This window comes from Nonomuraea sp. KM90, assembly GCF_052246675.1.
Taxonomy (GTDB): Bacteria; Actinomycetota; Actinomycetes; order Streptosporangiales; family Streptosporangiaceae; genus Nonomuraea.
On sequence record NZ_JBQQCB010000009.1, the window covers coordinates 126888 to 151769 of the forward strand.

The following is a 24882-nucleotide window of genomic DNA, read 5'->3' on the forward strand; positions in this document are numbered from 1 at the left end:
ACACTTGGCCGCCGCACCCCGGCGCCGGCCGGAAACAGGGGGAAGGACCACGTCATGACCGTCATGCTCGCCGACGGCCGCACGATGCCGCGCCTGGGGCTGGGCACCTGGCCCATGGACGACGAGGAGGCCCGCCAGGCCGTCACCCACGCCGTCTCGCTCGGCTACCGGCTGATCGACACCGCCGCCAGCTACGGCAACGAGCGGGGCGTCGGCGCCGCCGTGGCCGACGCGCCGGTCGCCAGGGAGGAGCTGTTCGTCACCACGAAGCTGCGCGGCTCCCAGCACGGCTACGACGCGGCCCTGCGCGGCTTCGAGGAGAGCCGGGCCCGGCTCGGCCTCGACTACGTCGACCTCTACCTCATCCACTGGCCGCTGCCCGGCCGCGACCTCTACACCGACACCTGGCGAGCCTTCGTGCACCTGCGCGAGCAGGGCCTGGCCCGCTCGATCGGCGTCTCCAACTTCACGCCCGCGCAGATCGAGCGGGTGGCCGACGAGACCGGCGTCTGGCCCGCCGTCAACCAGGTCGAGCTGCACCCCGGCTTCCCCCAGCGCGACGTGCGCGCCTGGCACGCCGAGCACGACATCGTGACCGAGTCGTGGAGCCCGCTCGGCGCCGGCCGCAAGCTGCTGGACGAGCCGGCGGTCCGCGACCTGGCCGCCGCCCACGGTCGCACGCCCGCCCAGGTGGTGCTCCGCTGGCACGCGCAGCTCGGCGCCGTGCCCATCCCCAAGTCGGCCAACCCGGAGCGCATGCGGCAGAACTTCGAGGTGTTCGACTTCAGCCTGTCGCCGGAGGACATGGCCCGCCTCGACACCCTCGACGGCGCCGGCCGCCTCGGCGGCGACCCCGACACGCACGTGGAGCTCTGAAGGGGGCTTTAGGGGGGCTTTAGGGGGCTTTAGGGGGCTTTGAAGGGGAGCCGCCGGAACAGCGCCGGAACACCGCCGGAACAGCGCTAGAACGCCGTGTTGGCCAGCCAGTGATCCAGCAGCGCCCGCTTCCCGCTGACGTCGCCGGGCGGCACGCGCCGCGCGAACACCAGCATGATCTCGGTCATCGAGCCCGACACCACCACGTCGCCGTCGCTGCGCCCGCGCTCCCACCGGATCCCCTCGGGCAGCCTGGTGACCAGCCAGCCGTCCATCCCCTGCGGCCGGACGCCGAGCCGCTCGCCCGCGCCGCGCAACCTGGCCAGCTCCGGGACGAACGTCTCCACCGCCGCCGTCCGCGCCATCATCTCCAGACCCTCGGTCAGCACGTCGGCCGCCAGGTCGTCGGCGATCCCGTACGCGGCCCCCGTCGTGAGCGCCGCGTCGTAGTGGTGGATGGCGGTCTCGCAGAACATCCTGCGCAGCCAGAACGTCGCCGGCGCCGGGCCCACGATCGACCACATCCGAGCCCCGGGATCGGCCTCCCCGACGGCCGCGATCAGCTCCTCGGCGCCGGCGCGCAGCCACCCCTCCCATTCGCCCGGCGGGCCGGGGTCGGCCTCGCGCGGGGAGGGGATCGGCTGGGGCGCCCCCGTCCGTACGATCTCCGCCGCCCACCGGTCGGCCTGCCCGAGGTGCCCCACCAAGGTGGCCAGCCGCCACTCCGGGCAGGTCGGCACCATGGCGTCCGGCTCGCCGCCGGCCGCCGCGCGGGCGAACCCGGCGGTGTGCTCCCGCAGGGCCTCCACGAGCCGCGTGGTGTCGGGCACTGGGTCGGGCACTGGGTCGGGCACTGGGCCGGAAACTGTGTCGGGCCCTGGGTCCACTGTCGCCATGACGGAACTCCTCTCGAACGGGTACGCCAGAACGGTAGGAACTCCAGTCCAGTGGAGATCAAGCCCAAGCTGCTCCACCTCGCCGACGATCGGCAAATTGTGCTCGCCCAGGAGTCCGGCCGGGTCGTGTGCTCCAACGCCAAGTGCGAGGACGAAAACGGCGAGCGGCCTCGCGGACGTATCGGCAAGAATCGCCTGGACGGGCCCGCAAGGTTGACCTGGGCCGACGGGCGCACCGCCTGCTACTACGGCCAGGAGGCATCGTGAGCGACAAGACGCCCCTGGGCGATCGGATGAAGAGCTACGAGGCGGTCACCCGCACGCTTCTGCCGCGCCGTACGTACGCCGTGGTGAGGGTGGACGGCCGGGCCTTCCACCCGTTCCTGCGGCACGCCGACAGGCCCTTCGACGACGACGTGATGGCGTCGATGGACGCCGTGGCGAAGGCGCTGTGCGAGGACATGTCCGGCGCCGTGTTCGCCTTCACCCAGTCCGACGAATGCTCCGTGCTGCTGACGGACTTCGAGGCGCACGGCACGCAACCATGGTTCGGCGGCGTCATCCAGAAGATCGTGTCCATCGCGGCGTCCACGGCGTCGGTGGCGTTCAACCGCCGCTACAGCGCGGGCCACGACGGCGCGCACGCCACGTTCGACGCCCGAGTCTTCACCATCCCGGACGTGGTTGAGGTGGCGAACTACTTCCTGTGGCGGCAGCGGGACTGCGTCCGCAACTCCATCACCATGGCCGCCCAGGCCCGGTTCCCCCACAAGCAGCTCCACGGCGTGAGCACAGGCGACATGCAGGAGATGCTGTGGTCGCAGCACGGCATCAACTGGAACGACTACCCCGACGGTGCCAAGCGCGGCCGCGTGTGCGTCCGCCACACCGAGGAACGGGACGTCACCTGGACGGGGCAGCAGCCCGGCCGGCAGATCACCTCGCCGGCCGTGCGGTCCCACTGGTCGTCCGTGGCCGCGCCACACTTCACCGCGAAACCCGACGGATGGCTGGCGTCCGTCATCCCGCCCATGCCGTCCCTCATGGGCTGACGTGGAGGCATCATGATCCAGCAGAAGGCAACGGAGCCGAACGCTCCGCGGGCACCCACGATCCGGGGTTACCTGTACGCGCGAGCAAGAACGACAACTGCAGCGGCAGGAGGCCGTTCGGCAGTTCGGCAGTTCGAGCTGGCCGTTCGACGTGTAGGCCGGCCCTGATCAAGGCCGACCTGATCGCAGGCACCTTCGACGAAGACGGCTGCATCGAGGAGGCCGACACCACCATGGGCGCCCCGCTTATCGCCGCCGCGCCCAGGACGCTCACCGAGGCCCGCAACAGCGGCAGCCCCGGGCGGGCACGTCACCTTCCATCCCACCATCCGGGAAGCCAGGTGCAGGCCCACGCTGTGAAGAGAAAGCAAAACGCGACATGACCCTTTCCGATTGGCGCCAGATCCTGAGCTTCGCCCACGCCCACTCCCGCAACGTGACAGTGCACCTGACCAGCGGAGCCGCATTCAGCGGCATCGCAACTGGGCTAGGTATGGACCTCGTCGTGATCGAGCAACACGACCCCGAGACCGGCAAGGACCACGAACACCACCTTGCGTTCCACGCCATCGTCGCGATCACGCTCGCGCCGGAGGACTGATGTCCGAGCAACCGCAGTTCGGCAGCGCGCCGTGAGGGCGGATCAGCTCCCGAACTGATTCGAGTTCTTGAGCCCCACAGGCTCACGCCGAGCGCGTACTTCCAGGTCAAATCGGTGGCCACCGCCTCAGCGGCCTGCCGGTCGGTGAGATTTTCCACCCGCTGCAACACCGTGATCAACGCCGGCCGTCCCGGCGACCAGCCCGGCCTGCCCTCTCTCCCGAAGGCGCCCGCGAACGACTCATCAGCGAACACCTCGCCGAGTTCATCGCGTCTCGCTGGAGGGCTACTACCAGAAAGGGCACGGCCGAAGCGGTTCCGGCCGTGCCCCTTCGCGTTTCAGCTCGTCACGGCACCGCCACCTTCGCGGTCAGCGAGCCGACCTTGTCGGCCTGCGGGTTGAAGACGATCGTGTACGTGCCCGTGGCGGGCAGCGTCGTCGCCGCGATGGTGCAGTTGCGGCCGCAGTAGGGCGAGCTGCCCAGCGCCGTGCCGTCCGGCTTCAGCAGGCCGACCCGGACATCGGTGGAGGCGGCGAAGCTGGTGCCGGTGAAGGTGACGGCCACCTGCTGCCCAGCGGTGCCGCTGAAGGTCCAGCTCCCGTTCTGGCCCGGGGTCGTGGTGGTCAGCGTGACCGCCGTGCCGCCGATGGCGACGGCGGCCGGGGCGAGGTCGCGGACCGCATGGACCCTGAGGGTCAGCTTGCCCACCTTCTCGTCCTGCGGGTCGAACTCCACCGTGTAGGTGCCGGTCACGGGCAGTGCCACCGGCTCCAGGAAGCAGTTCTTGCCGCAGTAGGTGGCCGACACCAGCGTGGTGCCGTCCGGCTTCTTCACCGACACCTGGGCGTCCACCGAGCTGGCGAAGCTCGCGTCGGTGAGGTTGAACGACACGAGCTGCCCGGCCGTCCCGGCGAACGACCAGGTGCCGTTCTGGCCCGGAGTGGTGGTGGTCAGCGTGGAGGCGGGGCCGCCGAGCGTGACGTTCGCGCTCAGGTGGGTGACCTCGTGCAGCTGCAGGGTGATCGAGCCCGTCTTGGCGTTCTGCGGCCTGAACTCGACCGTGTAGGTGCCGTCCAGCGGCAGCACGGCCGGGTCCAGCAGGCAGTTCTTCCCGCACGCGGTGTCGTCGATCAGGACGGTGCCGTCCGGCTTGCGTACCGCGACGTAGGCGTCGTAGGTGCTGGTGAGCGTCGAACCGGTGAAGTTGAACGACACCCGCCGGCCCGCCGTCCCCGTGAACGTCCAGACGGCCTTCTGCCCGGCGCCGACGGTGGTCAGCGTGGACGCCGGGCCGCCGACCGAGGTCGTCCCGGTGACGTCGCCCTCGGTGAGCTGCGCGGTCAGCGAGCCGGCGAGGGCCTTGCGCGGGTCGAACAGGATCGTGTACGTGCCGGACGCGGGCAGCGTGATCGGGTCCAGCACGCACAGCTTGCCGCAGGAGGTGTCCTCCCGCAGGACGGTGCCGTCCGGGCCGCGCACCGAGACCGCGGCGTCGGAGGCGCTGGAGAACGTCCCGTTCATGAACGCGAGGTTGACGTAGCGGCCCTCGGTCCCGGTGAAGGTCCAGGTGCCGTTCTGTCCCGGGGTCGTGGTGGTCAGCGTCGAGGTGACGCCGTCCACCGCGATCGTGGCGGTGACGTCGTTCACCAGGTACGCCCGCAGCGTCAGCGCGCCCGTCTTGGCGCCCTTGGGCCGCAGGTCCACCTGGTACGTGCCGGTCGCCGGCAGGGTGAGCGGCTCCAGCAGGCACCCGGTGCCGCAGTTGGTGTCGGCGATCAGGTCGGTGCCGTCCGGCTTCCTGACCTTGACGGTGGCGTCCGAGGCGTAGGTGAACGTCGAGCCGGTGAAGTCGAACGACACCCGCTGCCCCGCCGTCCCGGCGAAGGTCCACAGGCCGCGCTGCCCGGGGATGGTGGTCGTCAGCGTGGACGCCGGCCCGCCCACGGTGATCTGCGCGGTCACGTCCGGCGGTACGAGGTTGAGCTGGGCCGAGATCGAGCCGGTCTGGATGCCGGCCGGGTCGGCCACCACCTGGTAGGTGCCGTCCACCGGCAGCACCGTCGTGTCGAAGTAGCAGGAGCTCGCGCAGAACGTGGACGGCACCAGGACCGAGCCGTCCGGCTTACGCATGGAGGCGTTCGCGCTGGAGAACGTGCCGCCCGAGAAGGTGACCGAGATCCGCTGCCCGGCCGTCCCGGCGTACGTCCAGGTGGGGTTCTGCCCCGGGCCCTTCGTGGTCAGCTCGACCGCCTCGCCGCCCGCCGTGAGCGCCGCCGTGACGTCGCCCACGGTGACCTGCGCGGAGATGGAGCCCACCGCCGTGCCGGAGGGGTCCAGCACCACCGTGTAGGTGCCGTCCGCCGGCAGCGACACCGTGTCGAACGCGCACGACGTCTTGCAGAAGGTGGAGTCGAACAGCTCCGTGCCGTCCGGCTTGCGCACCAGGGCGTAGGCGCTGCCGAACGTGCCGTCCGTCAGCGCGAACGCGACCCGCTGGCCCGCCGTGCCGGCGAAGGACCAGGTGGCGGCCTGTCCCGGGCCGGTCGTGGTCAGCTTGACCGGGCCGCCGCCCGCGGTGAGCGTGCCCGTGACGTCGCCCTCGGTGACCTGCGCGCCGATGGAGCCCACCGCGGTGTTGGACGGGTCCAGGACGAGCGTGTAGGTGCCGTCCGCCGGCAGCGCGATCGTGTCGAACGCGCACGACGTCCTGCACCAGGTGGAGCGGACCAGGTCCGTGCCGTCCGGCTTGCGCAGCGACGCGTACGCGCCGCTGAACGTGCCGTCCGTCAGCGCGAACGCGACCCGCTGGCCCGCCGTGCCGGCGAACGTCCAGTACGCCCGCTGGCCGGGCCCCGTGGTGGTCAGCCGCACCGGCTCGCCGCCGACGGTCAGGGCGCCGACGACGTCACCCTCGATCACGCCGGCCGTGACGGGCCCGGTGTGCACGTCGGTGGGATCGACGAGCAGCGTGTACGTGCCTGTCGCGGGCAGCGTGGTGGTGTCGAAGGCGCAGGCCTTCGGGCAGTGGGTGGAGCCGAACAGCCGGGTCCCGTCCGGCTTGGTGATCGAGGCGCTGGCGGTGCCGGCCAGGCCGCTGACCGCGAACGCGACCCGCTGGCCCGCCGTGCCGGCGAACGACCAGGACGCGTTCTGCCCCGGGACGGTGGTGGTCAGCGTGGACGGCGCGCCGATCGCGACCGTCCCGGTGACCGCCTCGGGCACCCCGTGCAGGCGCAGCGCGATCGAGCCCGTCTTGGCGTCCTTCGGGTCCCACACCATCGAGTACGTGCCGGTGACCGGCAGTGTCTCGGTGTCGACGTAGCAGGCCGCGCCGCAGGACTCCTGCGCCAGCACCTTCCCGTCGGGCCCGCGCAGCTGCAGGGTGGCGTCGCTGAGCGAGGCCAGAGTACCGTCGGCGAGCTCGGCGGAGACCTGCTGGCCAGCGGTGCCCGTGAACGTCCAGGTGCCCCGCTGGCCCGGGTCGGTGATCTGCAGCGGCACCTGCGGCCCGTCGATCGCCGCGGTGGCGGTGACGTCGGCCCCCAGCGTGTTCACGCTGAGCTTGTAGGCGCCGAACACGTCGTTCCACGGCCACACGCGCAGCCGGTAGGCGCCGGCGGGCAGCCCGTCCACGCGCTTGGCGCCGCACAGGTAGGAGGTGGCGACGCTCGCGCCCGCGGCGTCGGCCAGCTCCCACCGGAGCCCGAACCCGGACCCGGGGCACTCCTGCGCGTTGACGAAGACCGAGGCCGGCTGGTCCAGCGTGAACCGGTACTCGTCGACCGCGACCTCGCCCTCCAGGTTGCCCGCGCCCTCGCCGGGCACGCCGTCCGAGGCCGTGAACGGCAGCGACACGGGGAATGTCTGCGGCGGAGTGACCTCCAGGTCGAGCGCCACGTTGTCGAGCCCGTACGCCTGGTTGGACAGGCCCGCCGTGCCGGTGGCCGAGACCTTGACCTCGATCTGGCTGTTCTTGTGCGTGATCGGCATCGTGACGCGGTACTTCGCCCACGGCAGGCCGTTCGCCAGCGTCCCGGACGCGACGGGCGTCAGCTCGCCCGGCGTGATCGTGTGCGGGTCGTCGCGGTCGGTCTCGACCTTGATCGTCTCGTTGTCGGAGTCGGACGTCCAGTCGCCGACGGCCAGCAGGTCGAAGCTCAGCGTGCCGGCCTTGTGCAGCGGCAACGACTGCACGAAGAACCGGTAGGAGTCGCTGCCGCTGAACGGCCCGGCGAACGAGCTCACCGCGGGGTCGGCCGACACCCGCGAGGGCAGCGTGTTCTTGCCCAGCGTGCCCTCGAAGTCGATCGTCAGGTCGCCGTTGGCGTCCACGGCCTGCGCCGCCGGGTCGAGGCTCACCGTCTTCTGCTCGGCGGCGGCCTCGGCGAACGAGGTGTCCGCGGTCAGCGCGATATCCAGGACGCAGTCGTTGAACGGCACGCCCGGCGCGACGCCGCTCTCCTCGCACTGCGCCGTCGCGAGCTGCATCTGCTCGGGCGTCAGGTCGTGGATCGTGACGATGCGGGAGGGGAACTGCAGGTTCGTGAACGTCGCGGTGCTCTCGCCCGGGCCGTAGGTGAACAGCGACTCGGTGTCGTCCAGCCGCCAGGAGTTGGCGTAGTCGGTGTGCAGCTGGGTGGGGGTGGCGTTGGCGGGCAGCTGGGTGCCGTCACGCAGCTTCAGGTCGTTCTTCGGGTCGCCGTCGGCGTTGCCGAGCAGGCCCTCCAGGTCGCTGTCGGCGGACGGCGGCAGGTAGAGGCCGGCGGCGCCCCGCCTCCAGGACAGGACGGGCCCTTCCAGGCCGTCGAACATGACCAGCCACTTGCCGTCCTCGCGCAGGACGAACGCTTCCTTGCCCAGGTAGAGGATCTTGTCGGTGCCGAGCGTGTACTTCTGGCCGTCGATGTAGAGGTCGTCCTCGTGGAACTCGACCTTGTGGTCACCGGCCTCCATCGCGGCGTCGAACATCACCGACACGTCCCGGCCGCCGCTGGCGGGGCTGAGCCGGCCGTGGATCTCCAGGCCGTGCTTGTCGCTGTTGGCGAGGACGAACTCGCCGACGGACTGCAGGTCGTAGCCCAGGCCGTCCAGGGTGGTGAAGTGCGGCTCGCCCTTGACCAGGCCGCCGTGCTCGGAGAAGTACCACAACAGGATGAGGACGACCAGCGCGCCCACGCCGAGCGCCAGCGCCATCTCGACGGTGGCGAAGCCGGCCGCGCGCAGGAAGAGCGCGCCCTGCGGGGTGCGGAGGAACACCATGACGGAGGCGGTCAGCGCGGCCGCGGCCGCCGCGGCGCTGCCGTACTTGGCCACGTCGTTGTTCTGCGAGTCGTTGGAGTCGTTGCTGGGGGTGGTGAGGCGGTCGATGAGCTGACGCAGGCCCTGCGGGATCGGCCAGTCGCGGTCGTCGTCGTTCTCGTCCAGCTCGGGAATGTCGGCGGGCGGGCTGCCCGGCGGGGGCTGCCGCTTGCTCTCCTCGCACTTGCGTTCCTTCTTCACCTCCTCGATGTGCAGCAGGCCGGGAACGGGCGACAGCGCCCGGTACGTGGAGAGCTGGTAGCCGTCCTTGCCGTCCACCTTGCAGGAGGGGTTCTTGCTGTAGACCTGGAACCAGTCGTCGTAGGTGCCCCAGCGGTTGAGCACCGTGCCGGCGGTGACGTTCTTGACACCGTCATTGGTCAGCACGCCGACGTACCGGACGACCTGCCCGCCCCAGCCGGAGTAGTCCGGGTTGCCGTCGACCTTGGCCTCGATCACCTGGCCCCAGTTGTTGCCGGCGCGGTCGTAGTAGACGATGTCGGGCCGGTCGCTGCCGCCGCTGAGGGTCGGCTCCCACTGGATCTCGGGGTTGATGAGCCCGCCGCTTCCGCCGATCTGGTCGCTCAGGTACTTGATGGCCCGGGCCTGCCCGATGGCCTCGATGCCGCCGGACGGGCTGCACTCGTTGGGCTGCTGGTAGATGTGGGTGCCGAGCACCGGACGGTCGCGCAGGCACGCCTCGTTGATGCGGCGGCGCGTGGAGTACATGTGGTTGAAGACGCAGCGTTTCTGGCCGCTGCGGCCGTTGGACCAGTCGCTGCTGTTGGGGGAGCAGGCAGTGGCCGCCTCCGCCCACCTGGCTAACAAGAACTCGGGCACGGGAACGAGGAACCCGGCCACGAGCACGGCCACCATGAACAGACGAAGACGCCGCACGCGTTCACCCCGAATAAAGAGAACATAAGACTGGCAGCGGGACCGTACACCCAAAAGATCGTTTCGCGATAGAGATCACCAGCTCCCCATTCGGGTGATCTTTGACTAGGCTGCGCACCGGATCAGTAACGGGAGGTGTCGTGGTCGTCGACCGGTCATGGGAGATCGCATTCGATGCGCCGGCTGCGCGGCTGGTGCGCGCGGCCCGGATGGTGCTCGCCGCCACCGGGCCAGGCGGGGCCGCCGTGATCGTGCTGGACGCCGACAGCGACACGTTCGCAGCCGTTCCCGGCCTGCCGGCGCACCTCGCGCCGGAGACGGTGTCGCTGTCGTCCGACGGCACCCGGCTGGTGCTCACCGCGCGCCAGGACGACGGCGCCGGCCCGCCGCGCGTCGTGCTGCACACGCTCGCCACCGGGGCCCGCCAGGAGTTCACCTCCGACGACTACCTGCGCGCGGCGCTCTCGCCGGACGGCACCCGCCTGGCCGTCCTGTCCGACCTGTCCGACGGCCCCGGCATCCCCGGCGTCGGCGACGAGCTCGCCGGCATCGAGCTGATCGACACCGGCACCGGGGCCCGGCAGCGGCTCTGGTGGGCCGAGGGCTACTGGGAGGAGGCCTCGATCAGCTGGTCGCCCGACGGGTTGCTGCTCGCCGCGACGTACCTCACGCTGGACGACGTCCTGACGACCGTCGTCCTCGACCGCACCGGCAAGGAGCTCGCCGCCTACGCCGAACGCGTGGCCCTGCCCGGCCCGCACTCCGTCTGGGCCTCCGGCCACGAGCTGGTCGTCTACCCGGAGCCCGACGACGAGAGCCCGCTGATCCTGATCGACATGCGGACGGGCGACGAGCGCCGCTTCACCCGGCGCACCTTCGACGGCTACCTCGCCGTCAGCGCCGGCCGTGTCGTCCGCCCCGGCTCCGCGCCCGGGCGGCTCGTCACCACCGACCTCGACGACGGCGACGAGCGCCCCTTCCTGACCATCAGCCCAGCCGTCTCGATCGACGCCCTCGACATCGTCGCCTGACGGTTCGGCCCCGCAGGCGCCGCTGCCCGGGGACCGCGTAGCCCGCCGACCGGTCGTCGTGCGGCTCCCGCCGCAGCTCGACGGCCCGGTGCAGGTTGTGGGGCTCATAAATTGGGTGCGGTGTCTGACCTGCCGGTTCTCGGGTGTGTCAGCTGGCCATCTGATCAGCTGGCGATGCGGTGCTCGTTGATGCGGTACTCGTTGATGAGGCCGCCGAGGATGGCTCTGCGGTGGACTCGGTGGTCGGCCAGGTCAATGGGGGTTGGTGGGCTTGTTTCGGCTTGCGATGGGGACAACTGCCCCATGCTGCGGTGAGGGTCGGGCCGTGTTGTAGTGCGCCAGGTAGCGGGAGAGAGTTCGGCGCAGATGCTGCTTGGTGAGGATGAGCACTCTGTCCAGGAGTTCGCGGCGTAGGGTGCCGATGATCCTTTCGCGGTGTGCGTTCAATTTCGGGGCCTGCGGTGGGCTCTTGATGACGCGCAGGGCGGCGTCGGCGGAGACCGCGTCGAAGGCATCGGTGAGTTGGCCGCCGCGGCCGCGGATCAGGAACTTCAGCTTTGTCGTGTCGGTGTCGGTGTTCGTCAGGAAGTCACGGGCAGCCTGGGCGGTCCATGGGCCGGTGGGGGTTGGTGGTGACGCCGAGCAGGTGGGCGCGGCGGCTGCCGTGTTCGAGCATGATCAGGGCGCACAGGCGTGTGAGATTGACGGCGTCCACATGCAGGAAGTCGACGGCGATGATGTGCTCGGCGTGGACTGTCAGGAACTGCTTCCACGTCGGCCCGCGGCGGCGCGGAGCGGGGTCGATCCCGGCCGGTTCAGGATGTTCCACACGGTGGAAGCCGAGATCTTGTGGCCGAGGCGGGTGCCGGTGGCCCCAGCGTGTGGGGCTCGACCCAGTTCAGAGCACGAAACCGTGTTTTCGAGCGGGACAGGATCGGCGGCATTCCCACGCGCCTCCACTTCGCCCTGGGCAAACGCCCGAACAACGGCTATCCAGGCGTCAATCGCTACGACCAACATCGAGACCGTGCTGATGGTGCGGTTCTTCCTGGACGGAAGCGCGCCGTCGGGTGCCTTGAGTTCCAAGGCACCCGACGCGCACAAAAGTTACATACGGGACAGCAGCTCAGCCTTCCCCCGCGACCTTTTCGATCATGGGACCTTGTACGGCGGCGAGCACGGCGGCGGCGAAGGGCAGGGAGTGATGCGTGGCTCCCCAGCCAATGCCGAACACCACGGAGGCGGGATCGTTGTTGGGATTGGAGAGGGCCTGGTGCCCACGGATGCGCAGCCGCAACGACCCGCGAGCGTCCTCCAGTGCATGCCAATCGACGCCCTCGATCTCGGTGATCGGGTAACGCTGGTCACCTGCCGCGTACTTGGCCGGGGAAGCTCCGGACGAGAACCAGGTGAAGGTGACTGCCTGCCCGTCGAAGGCGGCCTCACCGTCCCATGCCTTGAAACTACGCGGCACCGAAGGACCGGCGATCAGGAACCGCTCAGCCGGGCCGCGCTCGGTCAAGGCCGCGCGCATCTCGTCGGCATACTGGTCGGCCAGCGTCTTCGTGGCGGCGGGCAGCACCAGCCGGTACGGATCGAGCGACTCCTGGAGCTGCCCCGTTGCCGCGGACATGACCGGGTCGGCTCCCTCCCGGGGAACCACCCGCAACACCACCCTGCCGCGTGCACCAGTCTCCAGCATGACATCGGCCAGCGCGTCGTACGGCACGAACCGCTCACCGAGCTCCATGCTCAGTTTCGACGCCTTACCCGGCTCAGGCGTAATGCGCAGCCCGCCGTCCTCGAACTCCCACGCGCAACCTCGCCCCTTCAGTACGTCACCCATGCAAGCAAGGATAGGTGCCCGAACACTGGCGGCTGCGCAGACGGGCGGCCACCGCGGCGAGCCGGCTGGGCCTGCGCACGTCGCTGGCCGCCGCGTTCGGCGACGGCGACTACGGCGACTTCTGCTGGCGCACTCTGGAGGATCAACGCGGTCGACCTGTCCAGGTCGTGGTGCTTCGAGCAACGGCATTCGCCGGTGACGGTCTCCATGGCGGTCGACCTGACCGCAGCATGGTGGAGCGGCTTGCTGTGAGAGCTCCGAAGTACCGCGTTGTTGCGCAGGTCGTCCATCACCAACCGTCGGCGATGAGGTGCTTGGGCGGGGCCGTGATCTTGACGGGGGTTCCCCATCCTCGATAGATGATGTTCATCGTCATGGTTTCGGCCTCGCCGCCCTCCGGCCAGGTGAATTTCATGATGGCCTGGAAGCGTCTCGGCAGGTTGTCCGGGCCTGCCCAGAGTTTCCAGGTGATCCGCCCGCCATGAGCCCCCTCCTCCTCGGTATCGAAGGAGATGCCGGCCTGTCTCTCACTCAGCTTGGTAACAGTCACGGCGCCGCTGTGGAGGGTCGTCTTCACTCCCTCGAAGGCTCCGCCGTCTGCGCTGGTCGCACCGTAAGAGGCGACCAGCTCGAGAAAGCCCGGGTTGATCCCGTTGACCAGATCCTTGCCCCAGACGACCCCGGCGAAGTTCCGCCCGTAGGCCCATTCCCCCAGCGTCGGCGGCGACTTCCAGGTGTACTTGCCCTTATCGGAACGCACATAGCTCTGTGAGTAGAACTCTCGGCCTATGGTGATCTCTCGGGATCGCCCCGTCGCCGCCTTCTCGTAGGAGATCTCCGTGAGGTCGGCGGCGTACATGCCTGAAGCGTTGAAGCGGTACGCGCCGGAGATCTTGAGGTCCTCCGAGGGTGGGGGGCCGCCGCGTCGCCTGACGGAGAAGCGTACGCTGCTCTTCCTCGCATACTGCTTCTTGATCGCTTCGACGACGGAGTCGAGAGACTCCGATGCGGGAGCCGCGTGCACGGCGCCGCCGGGAATCGTCACGCTCAGCAGGCCGGCCACGACCAGCGCGACGCTCATGCGTCTCATGCGCCGATCGTCGCAGATGATGATCTCCATCTCATTACGGCAAGGTGCTTAACCTTCTCGCCGATCTGAAGGGCCGGGCCGGGATGTTCCGGGCGACAACATTCAGGTACTGAAGGTCCTGCCGCGGGCGCCTCGCGCGAACGCGTTCGCCGAGCGATGGGTTCGCACCGCACGTACGGAATGCACCGACCGGCTGCTGATCTTCGGCGAACGGCACCTCCGCACCGTGCTGGACGAATACGCCGATCATTACAATCGGCACCGGCCGCACCGCTCCCTCGACCTTCGAGCTCCCACCAAGGATGACTCCGACGTGACCCCGCTGCCGCTGGGCCGGATCGAGCGCCGCCACGTTCTCGGCGGGCTGATCAACGAGTACCAGCGAGCCGGCTGACCAACGAGGTGCCGTCACGAACGCGCAAGTCAGCGCCTTGGGTCTGGTTTGGCACCCTTCGGGGCACAGACTCCGGGACTGCTTCGTCGGGTCCTGCGATGGAAGAGGGCAGTACCCTCGTCCTATCCTCATGGCGACGGTCGTGCCTTCGGGCACGGGAGGCGCTGCATCGCGCTACGACGTACATCGTCGCGGACGCCGCCAGGAGACCGGCGAGAGCGGCCAGCAGCGGGTTGACGAACCCGGGCACCGTGTCGGCGCCGCACAAGGTGTCGCTCAACGGCAGCAGGGTCTGCGTGCCACCGGGTTCTGCCTGCTCGCCGGAGGGGATGACGCGGCATACCCCGTCCTTGACGTCCAGCATGTCGTCGTTGAGGTGGGTGAGTCCGTACCCGTAGGTCGCCACGGCGCTCAACAGCCACGTCCACGACATTCGTCCCCACGTCCGTGGCGATGTCGCAGGTCCCGGTGACAGCGCCGACCTGACGGCCGCGACCGCCGCCACGCAGGCGGCAGAGGCGGCCAACGGCCACCCGATCGTCAGGTACAGCACGGCGATGAGCACCAGCAGCAGCGCGAACTTCGGCGTGATCGCGGCCAGGAGGAGCAGCCCGCCGCCCAGGACCGCGGCGGCCCGCCATCCGCTGCGGCGCGGGCCGCCGGGGCGGGCCACCGACAGCAGCGGCAGCACGAACAACGCCACCAGCAGCGCCGGCACCACTACCAGGGAGACGAAGCTGATGGCGTCCCCATCGTAGGCGGCGAACGCCACCACCGTCCCACCGAGCAGGGTGACAGCGATGGCCGCCACGTGTTCCACGAGCCGCGTGGATTTCACGAGCGGCAACCGCGTGGCAAGTGCGGCAGGTGCGGCGCGTTCTCCGGCTGCCGGCCCTCCATCAGCAGCAGTCCGGGGCCGACCATCAAGGGCCGGCAGGCGTGCCGGTGCCCGCCTCCTGGTCCTGGACGATACGGCCGCGCAGCATGACCTCCATGACACTTCTTGCCAGGCTTTCGGCACATCGACTTCGTCGAACTCATCATGGTCTCCGACTGGCCTGAGCAGGAGCTGGTCCTGCGGCGGCCTGAGACCCATCTTCGCCACCGCTCGTACCCTCGTCGGCCGGGAGGCCCGCCTCGTCAGGCCGCGTAATGTCGGGGCCTGTGTCGTCAGGCCTCGTGTCGTCTTGGCAGTCATCGAGCGGATCGCATTCGGCATCGTCGCCGGCGGGGTCGTCCACGGCCGGATCGTCCGTGGACGGCTCGGGGAGCGGCGTGCTCGTCAGAACCGGCGTCGCGGACGGGGCTGGCGTGGCGGACGGGGTGGGTTCGGGGGCCAAGTCTTGCGTATTGCCGATGTCCGCGCGGGGCGGGAACTGCTCCACCGGCTGGTTCTTCGTGGCCTCGGTCATGAAGGTACGCCAGATGGCGGCCGGGTAGGTGGCCCCCTCGAAGGCAGCGCCCAGCGGCACCTCGTAGGGCAATGTGTACGGCTTGTCCGGCGTGTACGCCTTCTCCTTGGTCGGGTCCTTGCCCCGGTACCACGGGCAGTTGTCGTACCGCGGCCGCACCACTTTTCCGCTCTTGGTCCGGCACTCCTGGCGGAACATCCCCACGGCGGTCGACACCTGCGGGGTGAAGCCGACGAACCAGGCTTCCTTGTTCTCGTTGTTGGTTCCGGTCTTGCCGGCCACCGGCCGGCCGGGCAGCGCGGCGTTGCGGCCGGTCCCCTGCGTGACCACGGCTTGTAGCGCGTAGGTAGCGTCGGCGGCCACTTCGGGCGAGATCGCGTGGACGGGTGTGGTCTTCTCCACGTAGCGCTTCTGCCGGTCCTTCGTGGTCACGTCGATGATGACGTGATTGTCGTAGTGCTTGCCCGCGTTGGCGAAGATCGAGTAGCCGCCTGCCTGCTCGACGGCGGTCACCTGACTGCTGCCGATGGTTATCAGGTAGCGGTGGCGGTCCCGGGCGGACTCGAGGTTGCCTCTGTCGAGCCCGGCCCGTGCGGCGATGTCGATGACGTGATCGAGCCCGACCTTCTCCCCCATCTTGGCGAAGGCGGTGTTGACCGAGTGGGCGGTGGCGCTGATGACGTCGACAGATGGGGCCTTCGACGGATGGTCGTTCGCGATGGGTGTGGTGCCCTCGAGCTTCAGCGGGCTGCTCGCGGGCAGGAAGCTCCGCAGGCTGTAGCCCTGGTTCAGCCAGGCGGCCAGCACGTACGGCTTGAACGCGGAGGCCGCCTGCTTCTGCGACATGAAGGCGTCGTTCCACTGGTCCGTGGTGTAGTCGTCGCCTCCGTAGAACGCGCTGACCCGGCCGTTCCGTGGATCGACGGAGGCGAGTGTGGCGGTGATCTCGTCCGGGACCGTCCGGGTGTGCTGATTGACCGCGGCCTTCGCGGCCTCCATCAGCCGCTTGTCGAAGGTGGACCTGATGCGGTAGCCGCCCTTCTCGACGTCATCGAGGTCCAGGCCGGTCTTGGCCTTGAGCTCGTTGAGCACCGCGGTGATCATGTAGCCGTTGATGCCCTTGTGGTAGTCCTTGCTCCACTTCTTGATGCGCTTGGGCGAGGTGGGCGACTTGCTGGGCAGGCTGCCGTACGCGGCCGGGTCCAGCTTGGCCATCTGCCCGATCACGTAGGCGTAGCGCTCTTCCGTGGCGGCCATCCGGCCGGCCGCCTCCGCCTCGTCGAAGGCGCTCGGGTTCTGGATGCGACCCGCCAGGTAGGCGCCCTGCTCGGGGGTCAGCTTCGAGACGTCCCGCACGTTGAAGAAGGCCTCGGCCGCGGCGCCGATGCCGTACGCGCCCCGGCCGAAGTAGATCGTGTTGAGGTACTGCTCGAGGATGATCTCCTTGCTCAGGCTCTTGTTCACCTTGACTGCGACGAAGATCTCCTTCAGCTTGCGCTTGACCGAACGCTCCTGCGACAGGCCGTCGTAGTAGTTACGTGCCATCTGCTGGGTGATGGTGGAGCCGCCCTGCACCTGCTGGCCGGAAAGGGTGCTCCACAACGAGCGGGCCAGGCCGGAGAGGGAGATGCCCGAGTCCTCGCGGAAGGAGCTGTTCTCGGCCGCGATCACCGCGTCCTGCACCGGACGCGGGATCTGCGCGTACGTCACCGGCTTGCGCCTGACGCCCAGGACGGCCAGCGTCTTGCCGTTGGCGTAGGTGATGACGCTGGCCCGGTCGTCAACGCCGTCCTGGCTCTGGGCCTGCGCGGGCAGCGGTGTGACCGCGTACCCGACTATGATCATGCCGAACATGCCCGCCACCAGGACAGTAGCGCCGAGGATCACGATCTTCCAGTTGGGTACGAAGCGGCGCCGGCCGCCTTCGCGGGCGTGAGCGCCTTCACGGGCACGGGCGTGTGAGCGCCGAGGCGGTCGCATAAGTCCTCCGGTTCGGAAGAGGGTTCGGGAAAGAGAAGGGCGCACGCTGCCGGATGCGGCGGCGTGCTGCCCTACTGGCCGGGCAGGTTCTCGTTCAGGCCCTGACCTGCCTCGTCCAGGGCAGGTTGCGTGGTCGCGTCGTCCGGGTTCCGCCGGTCCGGGGCGCAGCCTGTGTCGCAGCCGCCGAACCGGGCGGTGTCCACCGGCGTGAACTGGGTCGGCGCCACGCTCCGCAGTGCGGCCCTCATGGTGTCGTTCCAGATGGGACCGGGTAGTGAAGCGCCCTGAACCGAGCCGTAGTAGTGGCCACCAAGGGTGACGCCGGTGAGCTTGTAGCGCTGCGAGCCGCGCGGGTCGCCGATGCTGACCGTCGCCGCCAGATCGGGGGTGAACCCGGCAATCCAGGCGTTGGTGTACCCATCGGTGGTGCCGGTCTTGCCGACCCCCGAGCTGTCGGCGGTCGCGTCGGGGACCTCCGGGTCCAACTCGCGCTCGCACCGCGGCTTGAAGGTGGTGGCCCTGCCGTCACGGCCGACGACTCTGGTGATGGCCATGGGCGGGCAGTTGGTGCCGCGCGCCGCGATGGCGGCGTAGGCGGTGGCCCTTCATGCCCTGCTTAAGTGCGGTGACCAGGGTGAACGTCTTGAACGTCGAGCCCGTCCGGAAGCCGATCAGCCCGCGGTGCGCCTTGTCGGCCACCGCGTTGTAGGAGATCTCGTCCTTACGGGCGGAGCCGCCGAACGGGCGGCTGGCCGCCATCGCCCTGATCTCTCCCGTGCCGGGCTCCACCAGCGCCTCGGTGGCCAGCGCGCGGTCCGAGGCGAAGACGTGCAGGACCTGCTTGACGTACTGCTGGGTGATGGAGGAGCCGCCCTGGCTGGTGCGGCCCGTGGCCAGGTTCTTGACCAGGGCGCGGGCGGTGCCCTCGATGTCGATCGCCCCGTGCTCGTAGAAGCGGTCGTCCTCGATCGCGACGATGGCCGTCTTCATCACGTCCGCGATGCGCGCCGGCGGCACGACTTTGCGGTCCTGCGCGTAGAACTGGGCGATCTGGTGGCCCTTGGTGTCGTACGCCGTCGCTTTCTCCGGCAGCGGCGGCGGTTCGGTCAGCTCCTCCGGCCGGAGATCGAGCTCATCAATCGCCGCTACGACCCCCGCCCCCGAACCGCCCACGACAGGCAGCGCGAGCGCCGCGGCCAGTACCCCAGCGGCGGTGGTGGCGGCGGCCCGCCGGGCGATGCTGGACACGAGCGTAGAAGGACACGAGCTGGACATGGCTTTCATGGCAGCACAACCATGAACAATATGTCCAAGACTGATATAGGTGTCCCAGCTATCTGAAAAGTGATATCAAGCCAGGTCACCGCTACCAGCGGCGAGACCCTGAGGATACCCGTGTCCGCGGAAACCGATCTCGGGCAGCCGCGGACCCGCGCCGAAACCTTGGCGGAAACGGCCCGGTGGGCGCCTTGAGCAACACCGTGAATCCGGCAGAACCGACGACGCCGAGCTGATCCGGCGCTCGGGAGCACGTTCCGGAGGCCTTCGCCGACCTCCTCGACCGGCACACGCCTGCCATGCGGCGCTACGTCGCCAGGCGGCTTGGCCCGTCCCTGGCCGACGACATCGTCTCGGACACCTTCCTGACCGCTTTCCGGCGGCGCCACCGCTACGACCCGAGCCATCCCGACGCACGGCCCTGGCTGTACGGCATCGCGGCCCGGCTCATCGGCCGGCATCGACGGGTAGCGATCCGGAGCTACCGAGCGCTGGTCGGCAGCGGGGTCGACAAGGTCGCCGAGCCGTACGCCCGAGCGCGTCGACGCCCGGATCGCCGCGCAGCGAATCGGCCTGGCGGCGGCGCTGGCGGAGCTGTCGTCCGGTGACCGGGAGGTGCTGTTACTTGTGCCCTGGGCCGACATGTCGTACGAGGACGTGGCCCGCGCGCCGGGCATCCCGGTCGGCACCGTCAGGTTCCGCCTGCACCGGGCCAGGGCCAAGACACGTCAGGCGCTCGGCGGATCCAATCCGGCGACCCGAGAGGAGTCTTTCGATGGATGACCTGCGATCGCTGCACGCCTGGCGCCGAGGTTCCCGAACCGGGCAAGGAGTTGGATCATCCCGCAGCGCCGGCGACTGCTGACCCGGATCCGGGGACGCGGGTGGGCGCTGGGGCGCCGCGTGCTCGTGGTCGGGGGCGCTGTGGGCCGCGCTGCTCGGCATCCCCGCCCCGGGCGCAGGCCCAGGGCCGGTGCCGGCGGAGACCCTCCGCAAGCACCGGCAACCTCTAAGCACCGAAGCGCCAGGGCGAACCCGCACTGGCGAGAGGCGTCTTGAGCTCGAACCTGGCGTCCGCAGTCATGGAGGGGCACCTGAGTTGCGCGTGTCACTGTCCTGCCGCCATAGGTCCGTGCCGCGAGTTCCTTGAACTCCCTCATGGCAGCCGTGTTCGCACCAATAGCGGACCAAGACCGTCTCGCTCGGTTATGTTCCGCGTGCAGGGCGGCGGGTACCGAACTGCCGCAGCCCGCGCCGATCTGGCGGGGCCTGAGACGATACTGTCGGAATATGACGATCTTCGGCCCGGTCATCGACATCCGTCCCCTGTTCCCGCGCGAGCGGGAAGCCATGCTCGACCTGCTCGGGTCGCTGGGGCCGGCTGACTGGATGAAACCGACGGTCTGCCCCGGCTGGGATGTCCACGACGTCGTCGGCCACGTGCTGAACGATTACATGCGGCGGCTCTCCGGCAGTCGCGACGGGTACGGCGGTGCCGTGTTTGCCGCCGACGAGACGTTGCCCGCCTATCTGGCGCGCGTCAACGACGAGTTCGTCCGAGCGACACGCCAGCTCAGCCCGCAGGTGATGATGGACCTGCTGGACCACCTGGGCCGTCAGCTCGACGCCGTGTGGGTCTCCCACGACCTGGAGGCACCCGCCCTCCTCAACGTGTCCTGGGCCTCGACCGACGTCGACAGCCCGGCGTGGCTGGACATCGCTCGCGAGTACACCGAGTTCTGGGTGCATCAGCAGCAGGTGCGCGACGCCGTCTCCGTCCCCGGAGCCGACGGCCCTGAGCTGATGGGGCCGGTCCTGGACGTCTTCGCCCGGGCGCTGCCGTACGCGCTCAGAGAGCAAGAGCACCCGGAGGGCACGGCGGTCACGCTGGAGGTGATCGGCCCTGCCGGTGCGCGGTGGTCCGCGGTCAGGCGCGCGGGCCGATGGGTGATGTCCCCGGCGGACGAGGACCCCGCCGCGCTGGTCACGATGGACCAGGACACCTTCTGGCGGCTCGCCACCAGGGGCATCACCGTCGTGGAAGCCCGCGAGCGCGCAGACCTGAAGGGAGACCCGGCGCTCGCCGCGGCGGCGACCACGTTGCTGGCGGTCGTCGCGTAGGTTTCGCGGGGGCTGACGCTCGTGACCGATGACGTCCAGGAACTCCTCCACGACCGCCGTCATCCGGCCGAGGACGTCGGCGGTCTCGCGGGGCGGCCCCCGGCGCCCTCGACCCTATGCAGACGAGCCTGCGCGCCCGCACCGAGAAGCCGCCCGGCGGCGGGCCGACGGTGACGCGCCGGCCGAGTGCATGCACCCGTTCCCGCATGCCGGCCAGGCCAGGCCGTGCCGTTCGACGATCTCGCCACATCCCGGACCATCGTCGGTCACCTCACGCGGCCCGCAGCCGACGGTTACCTTGGCCCTCGACGCCCCGGGCGTGCTTGAGCGTGTTGGTCCGCGCCTCCTGGACCATGGGGTAGGCGGCCACTGCCGGCGCGGCCGGGCTCGGCGGACGGGTCGCCGCGCTCGCCGAGGAATTCCTTTACGCGCGCCGCGCGGGCCGTACCCCTCCGTGCTGCCGGCCCGACGGCAGGCACCAGTGCGGGTGTCATCCTCCGCAGGGCCCGCTGGGCCTGGGATCTCGATCGGAGGCTCACCTGCGCGTGGCTTGGTAGCTCAGCCGCTGTTGGCCAAGGCGGCAGTTCGCCCGGCGAGGTCGTGAACGTGGACTCCGATGCAGCGGTGGTGCAGGAACTGAACAGCCTGGCGATTCCACCTGCACTGATATCCGAACTTACATATATTAATGACTGATATCTATATTTGACACTCGAAAGACGACGCTGCTTTGCTCGCCTCTCCGACACCGGTCAAGAGCGAGGATCATTGATGCGTCACCTTTGTCATTCCCGTCCCGGCGCGGCGTTGCGGGTCACCGGGCTGGTCCTGGCCGTCCTGGGGGCCGGCACCGGCACCGGCACCGGCACCGCGTCGGCGTCGGCGTCGGCGTCGGCCGGCGTGGCGGCCAGCGCATCCGTCGCTGGGATGCCGGAGCACTCCCCGACCGCTGCCCAGCGCGAGCTGCGCCGCCTGGAGGCCGGTTACCAGGGCCGGATCGGGGTGTACGCCTACGACACCGGCACCGGCCGGACGTTCGCGTACCGATCGGATGAGCGGTTCCCCCTGCTATCCACGTTCAAGGCCCTGGCCGCCTCAGCGGTGCTGCGCAAGGCTCGCCAGTCCGACCCGAAGCTGCTCAACCGGGTGATCTACTGGAAGGCGAGCGAGGTCGTGGACGGCTCGCCGATCACCGGCAAGCACCTCAAGGACGGCATGACGGTCGCCGAGCTGTGCGACGCGGCGCTCAGGTACAGCGACAACACCGCCGGCAACATGCTGCTCAAGCAGATCGGCGGGCCTGCCGGGGTGACCCGGTTCGCCCGGTCCCTCGGCGACCGCATCACCCGCCTGGACCGCATCGAGACCGACCTCAACTACTGGAACTCCAATGAGAAACGGGACACCACCACCCCCGCCGATGTGGGCCGCGACCTGACCCAGCTGGCCGTCGGCACGGCCCTGCACGCCAAGGACCGGGCCCGGCTCAACGACTGGCTGCGCCGCAACACCACCGGCGACGACCGCATCCGCGCCGGTCTGCCGAAGACCTGGACCGTCGGTGACAGGACCGGCAGCGGCTTCAATTACGGCACGGCCAACGACATCGCGGTCGCCTGGCCGACGCCGCACGCCAAGCCGCTGGTCATCGCCGTCTACACGAACCGCAAGGCGGCCGACGCGACGTACGACAACAAGGTCATCGCGAACGCGGCCACGATCGCCGCCAAGGCCCTGGGCAAGCTGCCCTGACCACCTGAACCGAGCCGGACACGAGGGCAACCAGGCCACGCGGTTCAACGTCCTCGGCCTCACGTGCGCATGGCGGGATGACGGTACCGAGGCGCCCCTCGGCGAGTTCGGCGCGACCGAGGATTGCGTGGAGGCCGCTGCCTGTTGGGGATCGGATCGAGGTATCCGGGGAGGCGTGACGGAGCAACGCCGCGCTCGTCCAGCACGACCGCGATGTGGATGCAGGCGCTAGAGGTGTTGCCCTCCGGGCCAACGAAGAGACGGTCGGCAAAAGCGATCGGCGCGAAGAGGTCGGGCTCGCCACCAAGGGGGCAACATCGCGGGGACCACCGCACGCGGCGCTCCTGCCCTACCCGTCCGGGACGGGTACTCTCCAGCATCCGCGGGCGGCCATCGACGCATCGCTCATTTGCCCGAGTCGGCAGGGGAGTGATCGGCCGCGTCGCCTCCTAGGCCTACCCGCCAGGTCGTTCAGGCCACCGGCCAGCCTGTGAACGGGCAGTAGAGATATCTGGTGATGTCGATGTGGAGTGTCTCGGTCCCGATTCGGTCCAATCGGCCTTTGCCCGAGCCCGGGCAACACGCGCGTTGATTGATGGCGAACCAGGTTCGCAATCCTCGCGGGGTCGGGCGGGAGCGTTAGAAAAAGAGGGAATAGGCGGCGGGCGTCGCGCCAAGTACCAGATGAACCGATGCGGCGCTTCAGAGGAGACAAGCCTGGTGGCGATCACAAGACCTCCGGATGTCGGAGGAAGGACCGACGGCGAGGTGATCGGCGCCTCCCGCGGCGAGCCGGAGAGGTTCGCCGAGATCTTCCAGCGGCACTGGGACGAGATTTACCGCTACATCGCCCAGCGCTTGGGGCCCGAGTCCGCCGAGGACGTCGGCGCGGAGACCTTCGCCGTCGCCTTCCGCGGCCGGCAACGCTACGACCAGACCAGGAACGACGCCCGGCCGTGGCTGTACGGCATCGCGACCAACCTCATCCGGCAGCACTGGCGGGTTGAACGCCGCCACCGCCGGCTTCTCGCGCGGGCGGACGCCCAGGCTGCCGGTGAATCGTTCGACCAGGCCAGCGACGAGCGGCTGACCGCCCAGCGGCTGGCCCCGCGCATCGCTTCGGCGCTTGCGCGGCTGTCGGCCGCCGAACGCGACCTGCTGCTCCTGATCGCCTGGGCTGATCTCACATACGAGGAGGCCGCGCAGGCGCTGGACGTGCCGCCGGGCACGGTCGGATCGCGGCTGTACCGCATCCGCCGGAAGCTGCGCCGAAGCCTCGGCGACACCAACCCCCTGCGACTCCCGGAGGTGGACGCATGAACGAGGAGGACATCGCCCTGATTCGCCGATTCCGGCCCGCGGTGCCGCCGGACGATCCCATGGCCAAGGCACGGGCGCTGGCCCGTCTGCGGCACGAGTTCGACTCCGTCCCGGCGCGGCGCCGCCCGATCGGGCGACGTGCGGCAATCACCGGCCTGGTGGCGGCAGGAGCCGCCGTGATCGTCGTCGCGACCGGGTACGCCGGGCTGCTCGAGGACCCGCCGCGAGACGATCCGCATGCCGCGGCCTCCGGCGGGACGCCGCGATCCACTCCAGACGTGACCCTGGGGACCCTCGAACTGGCGGCCGCCGCTGTCGAGCGGCAGAGCACGCCCCCTCGGCCGGCCCGCGACCAGTGGGTCTACACGCGCCAGCTGACCGACTTCGCCCTCAAGCCCGACGATTCGGGCGGACGGTCGGCGGAGGTGCGAGGGAAGGTCACGGTTGAGGAGTGGTGGAAGTTCGACGGCAAGGAGAAGGCGACGTCCGTCCAGGGCGGCAAGCTTCGAAGAAGCCGCATTCTCGGCCCGGGCGAGCAACCCCGCCACCCTGACCCGCGGTTCAACGGGGGTGCCATCGGTGGCCCGGGCGTCGTGAACCGTACGCCGAACAAGCTCTACGATTACGTGGCCGGCCTGCCCATCGACCCGGACTCCCTGCTCGCGCGGATCAGGAAGGACTACCGCGACAAGGGCCGGGACGTGACCACCTTCGGCGTGATCGCCATGCTCTTCCGGGAGAACCAACTCATCCCGGCCAAGACGAACGCCGCGCTCTACCGGGCACTTGCGAAGATCCCTGGGGTGCGGGTCCAGGACGCCACCGACTACGCCGGGCGGCACGGCATCGGGGTGGTCTTCGGCAACCAACTGATCGTGCTCGACTCGCGAACCTATCGATATTTGGGAGACAAGCGCCAGGCACTCCTCGACTCCGCCGTGGTCGAGGAGCCAGGGCGTCGCCAGTGACGGTGTCCGGGTCCAGCGGGAGAGCGACCGGTCACCGGTGCCATGGCGGCGGCGCCCGCGTCGGTAGCG

Annotated in this window: 22 protein-coding genes and 1 pseudogene; 12 read left to right on the plus strand and 11 right to left on the minus strand. The window is 69.6% G+C overall.

Features of this window, described 5'->3' with window-relative positions; translation table 11 throughout:
* The first annotated feature begins 54 nt into the window (after nucleotides 1-54).
* Nucleotides 55-876, plus strand: coding sequence for an aldo/keto reductase (locus ACTWPW_RS13215; protein ID WP_443168874.1), 822 nt, complete (start codon nucleotides 55-57; stop codon nucleotides 874-876).
* A gap of 86 nt (nucleotides 877-962) precedes the next feature.
* On the opposite strand, the gene ACTWPW_RS13220 is transcribed toward ACTWPW_RS13215, so the two are convergent.
* Nucleotides 963-1730, minus strand: coding sequence for a maleylpyruvate isomerase family mycothiol-dependent enzyme (locus tag ACTWPW_RS13220; RefSeq protein ID WP_443168875.1), 768 nt, complete (start codon nucleotides 1728-1730; stop codon nucleotides 963-965).
* A gap of 93 nt (nucleotides 1731-1823) precedes the next feature.
* Between ACTWPW_RS13220 and ACTWPW_RS13225 the strand changes: the two genes are divergently transcribed.
* The 3 genes from ACTWPW_RS13225 to ACTWPW_RS13235 all read left to right on the plus strand — a co-directional run bounded on the left by ACTWPW_RS13225 (nucleotide 1824) and on the right by ACTWPW_RS13235 (nucleotide 3425).
* A complete protein-coding gene (locus ACTWPW_RS13225; protein WP_375108619.1) occupies nucleotides 1824-2039 on the plus strand; it encodes a hypothetical protein in 216 nt (71 codons plus the stop codon).
* Complete coding sequence (locus ACTWPW_RS13230) at nucleotides 2036-2824, plus strand: tRNA(His) guanylyltransferase Thg1 family protein (protein ID WP_375108618.1); 789 nt, start codon at nucleotides 2036-2038, stop codon at nucleotides 2822-2824. Before ACTWPW_RS13225 ends, ACTWPW_RS13230 begins: the two co-directional genes overlap by 4 nt.
* Before the next feature lie 379 nt (nucleotides 2825-3203).
* The gene (locus ACTWPW_RS13235) at nucleotides 3204-3425 is read left to right on the plus strand and encodes a hypothetical protein (RefSeq protein ID WP_443168876.1); all 222 of its coding nucleotides are present in this window, start codon (nucleotides 3204-3206) and stop codon (nucleotides 3423-3425) included.
* 77 nt (nucleotides 3426-3502) lie between these two features.
* Here the strand turns inward: ACTWPW_RS13235 and ACTWPW_RS13240 are convergent.
* Nucleotides 3503-3697, minus strand: a pseudogene (locus ACTWPW_RS13240) (transposase); the annotation flags it as partial.
* A gap of 74 nt (nucleotides 3698-3771) precedes the next feature.
* Complete coding sequence (locus tag ACTWPW_RS13245; RefSeq protein ID WP_443168877.1) at nucleotides 3772-9621, minus strand: VWD domain-containing protein; 5850 nt, start codon at nucleotides 9619-9621, stop codon at nucleotides 3772-3774.
* Nucleotides 9622-9761: 140 nt separating this feature from the next.
* On the opposite strand from ACTWPW_RS13245, the gene ACTWPW_RS13250 reads away from it, so the two are divergent.
* Entirely contained in the window at nucleotides 9762-10652 is an 891-nt protein-coding gene (locus ACTWPW_RS13250) for a hypothetical protein (RefSeq protein ID WP_443168878.1), read from the plus strand.
* A gap of 252 nt (nucleotides 10653-10904) precedes the next feature.
* On the opposite strand, the gene ACTWPW_RS13255 is transcribed toward ACTWPW_RS13250, so the two are convergent.
* The 4 genes from ACTWPW_RS13255 to ACTWPW_RS13270 all read right to left on the minus strand — a co-directional run bounded on the left by ACTWPW_RS13255 (nucleotide 10905) and on the right by ACTWPW_RS13270 (nucleotide 13618).
* Nucleotides 10905-11237 carry an integrase core domain-containing protein gene (locus ACTWPW_RS13255; RefSeq protein ID WP_443168939.1) on the minus strand — a complete coding sequence of 111 codons (333 nt, stop codon included), beginning with the start codon at nucleotides 11235-11237 and terminating at the stop codon, nucleotides 10905-10907.
* A gap of 4 nt (nucleotides 11238-11241) precedes the next feature.
* Nucleotides 11242-11481 (minus strand): hypothetical protein, encoded by a 240-nt coding sequence (locus ACTWPW_RS13260; RefSeq protein ID WP_443168879.1) that lies wholly within the window; start codon nucleotides 11479-11481, stop codon nucleotides 11242-11244.
* A gap of 297 nt (nucleotides 11482-11778) precedes the next feature.
* Nucleotides 11779-12498: a DUF4429 domain-containing protein gene (locus ACTWPW_RS13265; RefSeq protein WP_443168880.1), complete on the minus strand. Its 720-nt coding sequence runs from the start codon at nucleotides 12496-12498 to the stop codon at nucleotides 11779-11781.
* Between the two features lie 289 nt (nucleotides 12499-12787).
* Nucleotides 12788-13618 carry a hypothetical protein gene (locus tag ACTWPW_RS13270; RefSeq protein ID WP_443168881.1) on the minus strand — a complete coding sequence of 277 codons (831 nt, stop codon included), beginning with the start codon at nucleotides 13616-13618 and terminating at the stop codon, nucleotides 12788-12790.
* An 88-nt stretch (nucleotides 13619-13706) separates the two neighbouring features.
* Between ACTWPW_RS13270 and ACTWPW_RS13275 the strand changes: the two genes are divergently transcribed.
* Nucleotides 13707-13982, plus strand: a complete 276-nt coding sequence (locus ACTWPW_RS13275) for an integrase core domain-containing protein (protein ID WP_443168940.1) — start codon at nucleotides 13707-13709, stop codon at nucleotides 13980-13982.
* Here ACTWPW_RS13275 and ACTWPW_RS13280 read toward each other — a convergent pair.
* The 4 genes from ACTWPW_RS13280 to ACTWPW_RS13295 form a co-directional block, all read right to left on the minus strand.
* Entirely contained in the window at nucleotides 13957-14820 is an 864-nt protein-coding gene (locus ACTWPW_RS13280) for a hypothetical protein (RefSeq protein WP_443168882.1), read from the minus strand. The two genes, ACTWPW_RS13275 and ACTWPW_RS13280, sit on opposite strands and share 26 nt — an antisense overlap.
* A gap of 202 nt (nucleotides 14821-15022) precedes the next feature.
* Nucleotides 15023-17248, minus strand: a complete 2226-nt coding sequence (locus ACTWPW_RS13285; RefSeq protein WP_443168883.1) for a transglycosylase domain-containing protein — start codon at nucleotides 17246-17248, stop codon at nucleotides 15023-15025.
* A gap of 197 nt (nucleotides 17249-17445) precedes the next feature.
* The gene (locus tag ACTWPW_RS13290) at nucleotides 17446-17928 is read right to left on the minus strand and encodes a hypothetical protein (RefSeq protein WP_443168884.1); all 483 of its coding nucleotides are present in this window, start codon (nucleotides 17926-17928) and stop codon (nucleotides 17446-17448) included.
* The gene (locus ACTWPW_RS13295; RefSeq protein ID WP_443168885.1) at nucleotides 17900-18622 is read right to left on the minus strand and encodes a transglycosylase domain-containing protein; all 723 of its coding nucleotides are present in this window, start codon (nucleotides 18620-18622) and stop codon (nucleotides 17900-17902) included. Before ACTWPW_RS13295 ends, ACTWPW_RS13290 begins: the two co-directional genes overlap by 29 nt.
* A 329-nt stretch (nucleotides 18623-18951) precedes the next feature.
* Between ACTWPW_RS13295 and ACTWPW_RS13300 the strand changes: the two genes are divergently transcribed.
* The 6 genes from ACTWPW_RS13300 to ACTWPW_RS13325 all read left to right on the plus strand — a co-directional run bounded on the left by ACTWPW_RS13300 (nucleotide 18952) and on the right by ACTWPW_RS13325 (nucleotide 24813).
* Entirely contained in the window at nucleotides 18952-19260 is a 309-nt protein-coding gene (locus ACTWPW_RS13300; protein ID WP_375108607.1) for an RNA polymerase sigma factor, read from the plus strand.
* A gap of 19 nt (nucleotides 19261-19279) precedes the next feature.
* Nucleotides 19280-19435, plus strand: a complete 156-nt coding sequence (locus ACTWPW_RS13305) for a sigma factor-like helix-turn-helix DNA-binding protein (protein ID WP_443168941.1) — start codon at nucleotides 19280-19282, stop codon at nucleotides 19433-19435.
* Between the two features lie 507 nt (nucleotides 19436-19942).
* The gene (locus tag ACTWPW_RS13310; protein WP_375108605.1) at nucleotides 19943-20773 is read left to right on the plus strand and encodes a maleylpyruvate isomerase family mycothiol-dependent enzyme; all 831 of its coding nucleotides are present in this window, start codon (nucleotides 19943-19945) and stop codon (nucleotides 20771-20773) included.
* Nucleotides 20774-21544: 771 nt separating this feature from the next.
* Nucleotides 21545-22525 carry a class A beta-lactamase gene (gene bla / locus ACTWPW_RS13315; RefSeq protein ID WP_443168886.1) on the plus strand — a complete coding sequence of 327 codons (981 nt, stop codon included), beginning with the start codon at nucleotides 21545-21547 and terminating at the stop codon, nucleotides 22523-22525.
* A gap of 720 nt (nucleotides 22526-23245) precedes the next feature.
* A complete protein-coding gene (locus ACTWPW_RS13320; RefSeq protein ID WP_443168887.1) occupies nucleotides 23246-23845 on the plus strand; it encodes an RNA polymerase sigma factor in 600 nt (199 codons plus the stop codon).
* Entirely contained in the window at nucleotides 23842-24813 is a 972-nt protein-coding gene (locus ACTWPW_RS13325; RefSeq protein ID WP_443168888.1) for a CU044_5270 family protein, read from the plus strand. The genes ACTWPW_RS13320 and ACTWPW_RS13325 overlap by 4 nt, the downstream gene beginning before the upstream one ends.
* The last annotated feature ends 69 nt before the right edge of the window (nucleotides 24814-24882 follow it).

Bases quoted from the DNA above. Each gene is read 5' to 3' on its own strand.
- ACTWPW_RS13270 (WP_443168881.1), bottom strand. From the start codon at position 13,618: ATGGAGATCATCATCTGCGACGATCGGCGCATGAGACGCATGAGCGTC.
- ACTWPW_RS13235 (WP_443168876.1), top strand. From the start codon at position 3,204: ATGACCCTTTCCGATTGGCGCCAGATCCTGAGCTTCGCCCACGCCCAC.
- ACTWPW_RS13265 (WP_443168880.1), bottom strand. From the start codon at position 12,498: ATGGGTGACGTACTGAAGGGGCGAGGTTGCGCGTGGGAGTTCGAGGAC.
- bla (WP_443168886.1), top strand. From the start codon at position 21,545: ATGCGTCACCTTTGTCATTCCCGTCCCGGCGCGGCGTTGCGGGTCACC.
- ACTWPW_RS13325 (WP_443168888.1), top strand. From the start codon at position 23,842: ATGAACGAGGAGGACATCGCCCTGATTCGCCGATTCCGGCCCGCGGTG.
- ACTWPW_RS13300 (WP_375108607.1), top strand. From the start codon at position 18,952: ATGCGGCGCTACGTCGCCAGGCGGCTTGGCCCGTCCCTGGCCGACGAC.
- ACTWPW_RS13285 (WP_443168883.1), bottom strand. From the start codon at position 17,248: ATGTTCGGCATGATCATAGTCGGGTACGCGGTCACACCGCTGCCCGCG.
- ACTWPW_RS13215 (WP_443168874.1), top strand. From the start codon at position 55: ATGACCGTCATGCTCGCCGACGGCCGCACGATGCCGCGCCTGGGGCTG.
- ACTWPW_RS13290 (WP_443168884.1), bottom strand. From the start codon at position 17,928: ATGGCCATCACCAGAGTCGTCGGCCGTGACGGCAGGGCCACCACCTTC.
- ACTWPW_RS13310 (WP_375108605.1), top strand. From the start codon at position 19,943: ATGACGATCTTCGGCCCGGTCATCGACATCCGTCCCCTGTTCCCGCGC.